Raw genomic sequence first — 10,118 nt, forward strand, 5'->3', positions numbered from 1 at the left:
CGGCGCAGCTCTGGAACATCAGGGACAAGATCAGGGACGTCGACGCGATCATGACGCCGGCGCGGCAGGCGACCATCGGCGAAGCGCATCCGGAATTGATTTTTTGGAATTTGGCTGGGCGGGTCCGGCTTGCAAAGAAGACATCGGCGGAGGGCCGCGGGCAGCGCATCGCACTCCTGCAGCAGCGCGGCTTCGGGCGCTTGCCGACATGGCTGACTCAACGACATGGCACCGGCATCGGCGGTGACGATCTGATCGACGCCTGTGCCTGCGCGATCGCGGCACGCGACAGCACGCAGCGGTTCGGCGGGGAGGAGACCGATCCGCGGGGCTTGCGGATAGAGATCAATTATTGAGGCCGTCGGGGTGCGAGGAGCCGGGAAAAAGCTGCAATTTATTTGAAGCTTGCAGGAACAGACGACGGCTGGCCCGCGTTCCTCGTGCGAACCGAACACGGAGAAGCTCGTCCGATGAGGGATGTCAGTCAGTTCGCGACCGCGATGCTTGCGCTCGTCTTCACCGGAGCACTGCTCGTCACCGGCCAGCTCTTCATCGAGCAACGCGCACAGCGCGATGTGATGCACGCCACCAACCATTTGCTGCGGCCATTGTGACCTGTACGGGAAAATGACCTGACTACTCGACCTTGCGTCGTTCGTCCGCTCGCCTAGACTAGGCGGCATCTCATGAACGAAGCCGGGGTCCTGATGTCCGATCTGTCCGCCTTTCCCATCACCAAGCGCTGGCCGGCCAAGCACCCGGAGCTGCTCCAGCTTTATTCGCTACCGACGCCGAACGGCGTCAAGGTCTCGATCATGCTGGAAGAGATCGGGCTTCCCTACGAAGTCCATCTCGTCGATTTCGGCAAGGATGACCAGAAGACGCCGGAATTCCTCTCGCTCAATCCGAACGGCAAGATCCCGGCGATCCTCGATCCCGATGGTCCCGGCGGCAGGCCGCTGCCGCTGTTCGAGTCCGGGGCGATCCTGCAATACCTCGCGGAGAAGACCGGCAAGCTGCTGCCGCAGGACGCCGCGCGCCGTTATCAGACCATCCAGTGGCTGCATTTCCAGATGGGCGGCATCGGGCCGATGTTCGGCCAGGTCGGCTTTTTCCACAAATTCGCCGGCAAGGACTTCGAGGACAAGCGGCCGCTCGAGCGCTACGTGGGCGAAGCCAAGCGGCTGCTCGGGGTGATGGAGATGCATCTTGCCGGCCGGCAATGGTTCATGGACGACGATTACACCATCGCGGACATCTCCATGCTCGGCTGGGTGCGCAACCTCATCGGGTTCTACGGCGCCCGCGATCTCGTCGAGTTCAGCCAGTTCAAATCCGTCGCCGCCTGGCTCGACCGCGGGCTGGCGCGTCCGGCGGTCGAGCGCGGGCTGAACATTCCGAAGCGGCCGTGAGATCAGGTTAGCGCCTTGTGGGTCATGTAGAGCGCCATCAGCAAGATGAGGGCGATCATGACCCGGCGCAGCACCGATTTGCTGACGCCATTAGCCGCGCGTGCGCCGAGATCGGTGCCGACCCAGAGGCCGGCAAGGATGCCGATGATGGCAGGCCAGCCGACCATGAGGCCCTTGCTCCAGTAGATCCAGGCCGCCGGAATATTGGTCGGGATGACCGAGAAGACGAGGCTGACGAGCTGGGCCTGATGCTGCGGCACCCGCAGGCCCGCCGCGAGCCCGACGGTGATCGCGAGCCCACCGCCGATGCCCATGAAGCCGGAGGAAAATCCGGCAAGCATGCCGATGAGGAGCAGCGGCAGCCAAGGCAGCTTGTCTCGGTCGCAGGTCTCATTGCTTTTCTCCTCGCGGTCGCGGCGCAGGATCAGGAGAGCGATCAGCGCGACGAGATAGACGACGTAGGTCCATTGCAACACCGAGTCGGAGACTGCGGCCGCAGCGTAGCCGCCGCCGGCACCGCCGAAGAGAAACCCGATGCCGATCCAGACGATCCACAGCAACGGGCTGCGATTGCCGCTCTGCCAGTAGCGGCGAACGCCCGCGAGTCCCGTCGGTGGAACCTGCGTGATCAGCGATGTCCCCTGGGCGACGTGTTGCTCGGCGCCCAGTAGCAGTACGCTGAAATCACGAGGCCGCCTCCGGGACTCGTGCCCATGAAGCCCGATGTCAGCCCGCCGATGAGGCCGACCCCAATGCCTGCGAGCAGGTCATGGACCCACGACATCGCTCAGCTCCTGGTCCGTCGCTTGACGTCGGCCTTTGTGGTGCGAAATCCATCGATCACGCCGGTCACGGCCGCCATGCAGGCCTCGATGTCAAAATCCTGGCCCCAGCATTTTTGCAGCACAAAACCCTGGAAGATCGCGATCAGCACGCGCGCGATCGCTTCCGCACCGAGATCGCGTTTGATGAGGCCGTCATGCTGGCCCCGCTCGACCAGGGCGACGATCAGGGCGCGGGGCATGTCGATGCCTTCCACGACGCTGGTGCGGACGCGGCGGTTGCGTAGGGCTTCGGCCCAGCCATGGATGCCGACACGGCGGCGCGCTTCGCCGGCGGAGTCGGTGAGCCATTGCGCGTAGACGCCGACCAGCGCGTGAAGTCCTTCGATCGGATCGCCGGATCCTTGCGCGACCGAATTGAGCACGGCCTCGCGCCGATGCCGGTCGTCGGCGAGTGCCTCGATCAGATCGTCCTTGCTCTGGAAGTAGAGATAGACCGCACCGTGGCTCAGCCCCGACCGTTTGACGATGTCGGCCATCCCGGTCTGGTGAAAACCGTCCTCGGCGAAGCAGGCAAGGGCGGCTTCGAGAATCTGCTGCCGCCGGCCTTCACGTTGCTTGTCGCTGATTTTCGGCATTCGCCATCCACAAAAAAATGACAAATCAATCGTTTTAGTCGTTCTGCAGGACAAGCGGCTTCGCAATACTGATATGATAAAAAACGATCAGTCAGTCATTTTTATTATGAAAGGGTATCGTGGTCAAGCCCGAGGAACCGGGGGCGGGAAACAGGAGGTAACCTTCAAAGGCGCCCCCGGCGGCCAGGAAACGCCCCTTGAGCGCGCGGTCCTAGAACAGCCGTCCGCCGTTCGGCACGGGCTTGCTCGGCTGCACCAGCACGACCTTGCCGTCGGCATCGGGGAAACCGAGGGTCAGCACCTCCGAGACAACGGGGCCGATCTGGCGCGGCGGGAAATTCACGACCGCAGCCACCTGTTGGCCCACTAGCGTTTCAAGCGGATGATTTTCGGTGATCTGCGCCGAGCTCTTGCGCACGCCGATCGCGGGACCGAAGTCGATCCACAGCCGCCAGGCCGGCTTGCGCGCCTCGGGGAACGGCTTTGCATCGACGATGGTGCCGACGCGGATATCGACCGCGAGAAAAGTGTCGAAGTCGATGGTCGGCGATGCGGTCGCGGCTGGATCGTGGGTGACGTGCATGGAGTGTCCGTTCGAAGAGCTGGCATCGTTTTCGCAATATTGTCGCGCGAACCGGAGTTGCGTACAACGCCTTGGGATCACGATACGACGCATGCGCGAGGAACGCTTTGCCCAACATCATCTACGGCATCAAGAACTGCGACACCATGAAGAAGGCGCGCGCCTGGCTCGACAGCCATGGCGTCGCCTACGCGTTTCACGACTACAAGACGGCGGGCGTGGAGAAGGACAAGCTCAAGCAGTGGAGCGAGAAGGTCGGTTGGGAGACGCTGCTCAACCGCGCCGGCACGACTTTCAAGAAGCTGCCCGATGCCGACAAGGAAGGCCTCTCCGAGAAAAAGGCGCTGGCGTTGATGCTAGCGCAACCATCGATGATCAAGCGGCCGGTGCTTGAAGTCGGCGGCAAGCTGCTGGTCGGCTTCAAGCCGGAGATCTATGCCAAGGAAGTCACGACCAAGGAAGCCGCCGCCAAATCGCGCTGACCGCTAGTTCAGCTCGATGATCTCGGTGGGAACACCTGAGCCCTGCTGGTCCGCGAACTCGACCAGTTCGGCCGGCGCGATGCGGCCCGGGGTGCGATGGAACAGGTCGTGGTCGATCACCGCGCGCAATCTCGGGCGCGGCAGCGCGTCATTTCCGCGCATCAGATTCTTGATCTCGAAGCCGCCGTCCTCGCAGAAGGTCTTGAGCGACGCGATGATGTGACAGACCTTGCCGTCGCTCTGGAACGGCAGCAGCAGGCGCTCATAGGCGACGATACGGCCGTAGATGTCATCGACGTCGGCAACGCTGTAGACAGGCAGCCCACGCGCCACGCATTCATGATAGACCGGCATCACCAGGGGCGCGAGACGCGGCCCGATATAGTCGTCGAGCAGAACGCCCTTGCCGGTGTGTCCATAGGCGCGCGAGATGCGCGTGCCTTCGCTCTGGATGGTCAGACGCGGTGTCGGCATCGACGCATCCACCGTATAATAGATCAGATCGGAGAGCTCTTCCTCGAGCCGCGCAGGCTGGTACTCCCAGATCGCCGGGGCCGTCTGCTCGCGCGCATAGAGCCGCAGCCACGTGTTCAGGAGATCACGCTGCCTGATCGACTTGACCACGGAAGGAGCCGCGCTTGCAAAATCCAAGACAATATTCCCGGCGAATAGAAATTCCGGACGCATGAAACCCGCGCATGATCCTCGCTGCGGGAAAATTTTCTATGAAGGCTGGCGCATGGAACGAAAGACCGTTAACGACGGCTTGATGACCGGCGCTTTGCGAACCGGGAAGCCGGGCAGGCGCGACATCAAAACATGTCCGACTAAGGGAGCATAAGTCTCCCGGCCGGAGGCCTGACCTGCTCAGCTTTCCGCCTTGCCTAACCCCCGTCACCTCCGGCATATTCCGCGCCCGGAGGCGGCGTTCCGGATGGGCTCCAGGGAGTGGCTCCAAGGGCCTCCGGAAAGCCGAAGCAACAAGGATAGCCACGCGCGTTGTGCGGGCAGGGGGAAAACTGTTTGGCCGATGAGTTCATTCTCGAAACGGAAGGCTTGACCAAGGAGTTCGCGGGCTTCTTCGCCGTCCGCGACGTTGCGCTCAAGGTTCGCCGTGGGAGCATTCACGCGTTGATCGGCCCGAACGGCGCCGGCAAGACGACGTGCTTCAATCTTTTGACCAAGTTCCTCAAACCGTCTGCCGGAAAAATCCTGTACAAGGGGCAGGACATCACCGCGATGGCGCCCGCCGACGTGGCTCGCCTGGGGCTGGTTCGCTCGTTCCAGATCTCGGCGGTATTTCCCCATCTCACCGCGCTGGAAAACGTGCGCGTCGCGCTTCAGCGCCAGCACGGCAGCTCCTTCGATTTCTGGCGCTCCAAGTCCGTCCTCAACCAATTCAACGATCGCGCGCGCGAGCTGTTGAACGATGTCGGCCTCAGCGAGTTTTCCAATACGCCCGCGGTCGAGATGCCCTACGGGCGCAAGCGCGCACTGGAGATCGCAACCACGCTCGCGCTCGACCCGGAGATGATGCTGCTGGACGAGCCGATGGCCGGCATGGGCCACGAGGACATCGACAAGATCGCGGCGTTGATCAAGCGCATCTCCGCGAAATACACCATCCTGATGGTCGAGCATAATCTGAGCGTCGTTGCCAATCTCTCCGACATCATCACCGTGTTGACGCGCGGCCAGGTGCTGGCGCAAGGCCATTACAGCGAGCTCACCAAGGACGAACGCGTCAAGGAAGCCTATCTGGGAGCCGGTCATGGCTGAGACTGCAACGGCGGAAGCTCCCGCAAAGGCCGCGAGCGGCGGCAACCTCCTCCAGGTCCGCAACCTCGAAGCTTGGTACGGCGAGTCCCACATCCTGCACGGGATCAACTTCGACGTGAACGCGGGCGAGGTCGTCACCCTGCTCGGGCGCAACGGCGCCGGCAAGACCACCACGCTGAAGTCGATCATGGGCATCATCGGCAAGCGCACCGGCTCGGTGAAGTTCAATAACCAGGACATCATCCGCACGACCTCGGACAAGATCGCGCGGATGGGAATCGCGTTCTGCCCGGAAGAGCGGGGAATTTTCGCCAGCCTCGATGTCCGCGAGAACCTGCTGCTGCCACCGGTGGTGCGTCCCGGCGGATTGCCGCTCGAGCAGATCTTCGATCTGTTTCCGAACCTGAAGGAACGGCTCAACAGCCAGGGAACCAAACTCTCCGGCGGCGAGCAGCAGATGCTCGCGATCGCGCGCATCCTGCGCACCGGCGCGAACTTCCTGATGCTGGACGAGCCGACGGAGGGTCTGGCGCCCGTCATCATCCAGCAGATCGGCCACACCATTGCGCGGCTCAAGAAGGAGGGTTTTACGATCCTCCTGGTCGAGCAGAACTTCCGGTTCGCATCCACTGTCGCTGACCGCTATTACGTGGTCGAGCACGGCAAGATCATTGACGGATTTTCCAATGCGGAGCTCGCCGCCAACATGGACAAGCTCCACACCTATCTCGGTGTCTAGAACTGCCAACAAGAAGATTCATAGGGAAGTAGCATGATGACAAAGTCGATTGCGTCGTTTCTGCTCGGCACGGCGCTGGCCGTGACCACCGCGGGCGTAGCCTTCGCGCAGGACAAGACCGTCAAGATCGGCGCGCTGTCCGATCAGTCCGGGCTCTATGCCGATCTTGGCGGGCCGGGCTCGACGCTCGCCGCGCAGATGGCCATTGAAGATTCCGGTCTGGCTGCGAAGGGCTGGAAGATCGACATCATCTCGGGTGATCACCAGAACAAGCCCGACATCGGCACCGCGATCGCGCGGCAATGGTTCGACGTCGACAAGGTCGACCTCATCGTCGACGTGCCGAATTCCGGCGTGGCGCTCGCGGTCAACAACGTCATCAAGGAAAAGAACGGCGTCTATATCAACTCGGGCGCGGCGACCTCGGATTTGACCAACGCGCAGTGCTCGCCCAACACGGTGCACTGGACCTACGACACCTACATGCTTGCCCACACCACCGGCCAGGCGCTGGTGAAGGCCGGCGGCGACACGTGGTTCTTCCTGACCGCGGACTACGCCTTTGGCGCGGCGCTGGAGCGCGACACCACCGCTGTCGTTACCGCAAATGGCGGCAAGGTGGTCGGCGGCGTCAAGCACCCGCTGAACACGCCGGACTTCTCGTCCTTCCTGCTGCAGGCGCAGGCTTCCAAGGCCAAGATCATCGGCCTTGCCAATGCCGGCGGCGATACCACCAACACGATCAAGCAGGCGGCCGAGTTCGGCATCGTCAAGGGCGGCCAGAAGCTCGCGGCGCTGCTGCTGTTCCTCACCGACGTCAAGGCGATCGGGCTCGAGACCGCACAGGGCCTCAACTTCACCGAGACCTTCTACTGGGACATGAACGACCAGACCCGGGCGTTCTCGAAGCGCTTCGCCGAGAAGATGAAGAACAACGCGCCGCCGACCATGGTGCAGGCCGGCGTCTATGCGGGCGTGCGTCACTATTTCAAGGCACTGGAAGCGCTCGGCGGCAACCCGCATGACGGCGTCAAGGTCGTCGAGAAGATGAAGTCGATGCCGACGGAAGACGATCTGTTTGGCAAGGGCGAGATCCAGCCCAACGGCCGCACCATCCACAATGCCTATCTGTTCGAGGTGAAGAAGCCCTCCGAGTCCAAGGGACCGTGGGACTTCTACAAGCTGGTCGGCACGGTGCCGGGCGACCAGGCCTTCACGCCGCTGTCCGAGAGCAAGTGCGCGCTCTTGAAGAAGTAAGCTAGTCGCCCGCAGGCCATCAGGCCTGCGGGCGACTTTCAGGGAACGCCGAAGGGACCAGGTGCGGGATCGATGCAGGCTCTTTACGCTCAGCTACTGGTAGGACTGATCAACGGCTCGTTCTACGCGCTGCTCAGTCTCGGGCTTGCCGTGATCTTCGGCATGCTCAACATCATCAATTTCGCCCATGGCGCGCTCTACATGATGGGCGCGTTCGTCGCCTACTTCCTGCTGAACCTCGGCGGCATCGACTACTGGTGGGCGTTGCTGCTTGCGCCTGTTATCGTCGGCATCTTCGGCATGATCCTGGAACGGACCATGCTGCAATGGCTGACCGGGCTGGATCATCTCTACGGCCTGCTGCTGACCTTCGGCATTGCGCTGATCGTGCAGGGCGTGTTTCAGAACTACTTCGGCTCCTCCGGCCTGCCTTACGCCATTCCGGACCAGCTCAAGGGCGGCATGAATCTCGGCTTCATGTTCCTGCCGGTCTATCGCGGCTGGGTCGTCATCTTCTCGCTGGTGGTCTGCATCGCGACCTGGTTCCTGATCGAGAAGACGCGGCTCGGCGCCTATTTGCGCGCCGCCACCGAAAACCCGACCCTCGTGCGCGCCTTCGGCGTCAACGTGCCGCGCATGATCACGCTGACCTACGGCCTCGGTGTCGGCCTTGCAGCGCTCGCCGGCGTGCTGTCGGCGCCGATCAACCAGGTGCGGCCGTTGATGGGCGCCGACCTCATCATCGTGGTGTTCGCGGTGGTCGTGATCGGCGGCATGGGATCGATCATGGGCTCCATCATCACCGGCTTTGCGCTCGGTGTGATCGAAGGCCTGACCAAATATTTCTACCCCGAGGCCTCCAACACCGTCGTGTTCGTGCTGATGGTGCTGGTGCTCTTGGTGAAGCCAACGGGATTGACGGGAAGGGCGGCCTGATATGACAGCCTTGACGGACGACACGCTGCCGGTAACCCCGCGCGCGATCCGCGACGAGATGATCGTGTTCGTGGTGATGGCGCTGCTGCTGGCTTCGGTGCCATTCACGGGGGTCTACCCGTTCTTCGTGATGCAGGCGCTGTGCTTCGCGCTGCTCGCCTGCGCCTTCAACCTGCTGATCGGCTACGGCGGTTTGCTGTCCTTCGGCCATGCGATGTTCCTGGGCACGGCCGGCTATTGCAGCGCGCATGCGCTGAAAGTATGGGCGCTGCCGCCGGAACTCGGCATCCTCGTCGGCGTCGCCGGTGCCTTCGTGCTCTCGCTCATCACGGGCTATATCTCGATCCGCCGCCAGGGCATCTATTTCTCGATGATCACGCTGGCGCTGTCGCAGCTCTTGTACTTCATCTACCTCCAGGCGCCGTTCACCCATGGCGAAGACGGCATCCAGGGCATCCCGCAGGGACGCATGTTCGGCCTGTTCGATCTGACCAAGCCCACCGTGCTCTACTACGTGGTTCTGGTCGGTTTCCTCGCCGGCTTCCTGCTGATCTTCCGCATCATCAACTCGCCGTTCGGCGAAGTCCTCAAGGCGATCCGCGAGAACGAGCCACGGGCGATCTCGCTGGGTTACCGGACCGATCAGTACAAGTTCCTGGCTTTCGTCCTGTCGGGCACGCTGGCCGGCTTTGCCGGTGCGCTGAAAGTCTTCGTGGCGCAGAATGCCTCGCTCACCGACGTGCACTGGTCGATGTCGGGCGAAGTCGTGCTGATGACGCTGGTCGGCGGACTCGGAACCGTCTTCGGTCCCGTGGTCGGTGCCTTCGTGATCATCGCCATGCAGCAATATCTGGCGGGGTTCGGCCAATGGGTGACCGTGATCCAGGGCTCGATCTTCGTGATCTGCGTGCTCACCTTCCGCCGTGGCGTCATCGGCGAAATCGCGCATTACTTCCGGCGGTCGCTGTAAGTCGTTGATATAATAGAAGATGTGTTGACGCGCGAAAGCGGTGGATGATCCGGCTCCACGGGCGTGAGGTGGCACGCGCGTGGATCGAAAATGGTCTATGACAGTTTCATGACGGCCCGCTTGGGCCAGGCCATCATCCAACCGGTAGTCTCTCCCCCATGATGCGATTGTTTCGCGCTTTCCTGCCGAAGGAAGAACGGTTCTTCGACCTGTTCGACCGCCACGCCCAGACCGTGATCCAGGGCTCGATCGCGCTCCAGAGCATGCTCAACGGGGGCGAGGAGACGCCGGTCTATTGCCAGCGCGTCAACCAGTTCGAGAACGATGCCGACAACATCACCCGTGAGGTGCTGACCGCGGTGCGCCGCACCTTCATCACCCCGTTCGACCGCGGCGACATCAAGAACCTGATCACCTCGATGGACGACGCCATCGACCAGATGCAGCAGACCGCCAAGGCCGTGATGCTGTTCGAGGTCCGCAGCTTCGAGCCGCCGATGCGGGAGATCGGCGGGCTTCTGATCGAATGCGCCAATCTGG

13 protein-coding genes and 1 pseudogene are annotated in these 10,118 nt (G+C 62.4%); 10 read left to right on the forward strand and 4 right to left on the reverse strand.

All coding sequences use genetic code 11. From position 1 onward, the window contains the following. From IVB32_RS41375 to IVB32_RS41385, 3 genes are all read left to right on the forward strand, one after another. Positions 1 to 356, forward strand: a 356-nt coding sequence (locus IVB32_RS41375; protein ID WP_247413170.1) for a DUF429 domain-containing protein, incomplete at its 5' end; no start/stop codon positions are given. Between the two features lie 114 nt (positions 357 to 470). After that, positions 471 to 614 (forward strand): hypothetical protein, encoded by a 144-nt coding sequence (locus IVB32_RS41380; RefSeq protein WP_162847292.1) that lies wholly within the window; start codon positions 471 to 473, stop codon positions 612 to 614. A gap of 93 nt (positions 615 to 707) precedes the next feature. Then, the gene (locus IVB32_RS41385; RefSeq protein WP_247297681.1) at positions 708 to 1,412 is read left to right on the forward strand and encodes a glutathione S-transferase N-terminal domain-containing protein; all 705 of its coding nucleotides are present in this window, start codon (positions 708 to 710) and stop codon (positions 1,410 to 1,412) included. A gap of 2 nt (positions 1,413 to 1,414) precedes the next feature. Here the strand turns inward: IVB32_RS41385 and IVB32_RS41390 are convergent. The 3 genes and pseudogenes from IVB32_RS41390 to IVB32_RS41400 form a co-directional block, all read right to left on the reverse strand. Further along, positions 1,415 to 2,196 (reverse strand): annotated as a pseudogene (locus IVB32_RS41390) (sulfite exporter TauE/SafE family protein). A gap of 3 nt (positions 2,197 to 2,199) precedes the next feature. After that, positions 2,200 to 2,832, reverse strand: coding sequence for a TetR/AcrR family transcriptional regulator (locus tag IVB32_RS41395; RefSeq protein WP_085362174.1), 633 nt, complete (start codon positions 2,830 to 2,832; stop codon positions 2,200 to 2,202). A gap of 211 nt (positions 2,833 to 3,043) precedes the next feature. Next, a complete protein-coding gene (locus IVB32_RS41400) occupies positions 3,044 to 3,415 on the reverse strand; it encodes a tRNA-binding protein (protein ID WP_018459156.1) in 372 nt (123 codons plus the stop codon). Between the two features lie 107 nt (positions 3,416 to 3,522). Here IVB32_RS41400 and IVB32_RS41405 point away from each other — a divergent pair, with 107 nt between their 5' ends. Beyond that, the gene (locus IVB32_RS41405; RefSeq protein WP_018459155.1) at positions 3,523 to 3,897 is read left to right on the forward strand and encodes an ArsC family reductase; all 375 of its coding nucleotides are present in this window, start codon (positions 3,523 to 3,525) and stop codon (positions 3,895 to 3,897) included. A gap of 3 nt (positions 3,898 to 3,900) precedes the next feature. On the opposite strand, the gene IVB32_RS41410 is transcribed toward IVB32_RS41405, so the two are convergent. Further along, positions 3,901 to 4,584: a PAS domain-containing protein gene (locus IVB32_RS41410; protein WP_018459154.1), complete on the reverse strand. Its 684-nt coding sequence runs from the start codon at positions 4,582 to 4,584 to the stop codon at positions 3,901 to 3,903. Positions 4,585 to 4,920: 336 nt separating this feature from the next. Between IVB32_RS41410 and IVB32_RS41415 the strand changes: the two genes are divergently transcribed. From IVB32_RS41415 to IVB32_RS41440, 6 genes are all read left to right on the forward strand, one after another. Continuing rightward, complete coding sequence (locus tag IVB32_RS41415; protein WP_018459153.1) at positions 4,921 to 5,676, forward strand: ABC transporter ATP-binding protein; 756 nt, start codon at positions 4,921 to 4,923, stop codon at positions 5,674 to 5,676. After that, on the forward strand, positions 5,669 to 6,415 hold the full coding sequence (locus tag IVB32_RS41420; RefSeq protein ID WP_007609233.1) for an ABC transporter ATP-binding protein: 747 nt from the start codon (positions 5,669 to 5,671) through the stop codon (positions 6,413 to 6,415). Before IVB32_RS41415 ends, IVB32_RS41420 begins: the two co-directional genes overlap by 8 nt. Before the next feature lie 33 nt (positions 6,416 to 6,448). Further along, the gene (locus IVB32_RS41425; protein ID WP_018459152.1) at positions 6,449 to 7,672 is read left to right on the forward strand and encodes an ABC transporter substrate-binding protein; all 1,224 of its coding nucleotides are present in this window, start codon (positions 6,449 to 6,451) and stop codon (positions 7,670 to 7,672) included. 72 nt (positions 7,673 to 7,744) lie between these two features. Then, positions 7,745 to 8,608, forward strand: coding sequence for a branched-chain amino acid ABC transporter permease (locus IVB32_RS41430; protein WP_247368452.1), 864 nt, complete (start codon positions 7,745 to 7,747; stop codon positions 8,606 to 8,608). A gap of 1 nt (position 8,609) precedes the next feature. Continuing rightward, positions 8,610 to 9,578 carry a branched-chain amino acid ABC transporter permease gene (locus IVB32_RS41435; protein ID WP_219683217.1) on the forward strand — a complete coding sequence of 323 codons (969 nt, stop codon included), beginning with the start codon at positions 8,610 to 8,612 and terminating at the stop codon, positions 9,576 to 9,578. A gap of 158 nt (positions 9,579 to 9,736) precedes the next feature. After that, positions 9,737 to 10,118 (forward strand): DUF47 family protein (locus tag IVB32_RS41440; RefSeq protein ID WP_247413171.1); only part of this gene is annotated, 382 nt, incomplete at its 3' end.

The organism is Bradyrhizobium sp. 23 (genome assembly GCF_023073295.1).
GTDB lineage: Bacteria > Pseudomonadota > Alphaproteobacteria > Rhizobiales > Xanthobacteraceae > Bradyrhizobium > Bradyrhizobium canariense_D.

Excerpts from the sequence above, each read along its gene's own strand:
- IVB32_RS41380 (WP_162847292.1), top strand. The coding sequence starts at position 471 with ATGAGGGATGTCAGTCAGTTCGCGACCGCGATGCTTGCGCTCGTCTTC.
- IVB32_RS41385 (WP_247297681.1), top strand. The coding sequence starts at position 708 with ATGTCCGATCTGTCCGCCTTTCCCATCACCAAGCGCTGGCCGGCCAAG.
- IVB32_RS41395 (WP_085362174.1), bottom strand. The coding sequence starts at position 2,832 with ATGCCGAAAATCAGCGACAAGCAACGTGAAGGCCGGCGGCAGCAGATT.
- IVB32_RS41400 (WP_018459156.1), bottom strand. The coding sequence starts at position 3,415 with ATGCACGTCACCCACGATCCAGCCGCGACCGCATCGCCGACCATCGAC.
- IVB32_RS41410 (WP_018459154.1), bottom strand. The coding sequence starts at position 4,584 with ATGCGTCCGGAATTTCTATTCGCCGGGAATATTGTCTTGGATTTTGCA.
- IVB32_RS41420 (WP_007609233.1), top strand. The coding sequence starts at position 5,669 with ATGGCTGAGACTGCAACGGCGGAAGCTCCCGCAAAGGCCGCGAGCGGC.
- IVB32_RS41425 (WP_018459152.1), top strand. The coding sequence starts at position 6,449 with ATGATGACAAAGTCGATTGCGTCGTTTCTGCTCGGCACGGCGCTGGCC.
- IVB32_RS41430 (WP_247368452.1), top strand. The coding sequence starts at position 7,745 with ATGCAGGCTCTTTACGCTCAGCTACTGGTAGGACTGATCAACGGCTCG.
- IVB32_RS41435 (WP_219683217.1), top strand. The coding sequence starts at position 8,610 with ATGACAGCCTTGACGGACGACACGCTGCCGGTAACCCCGCGCGCGATC.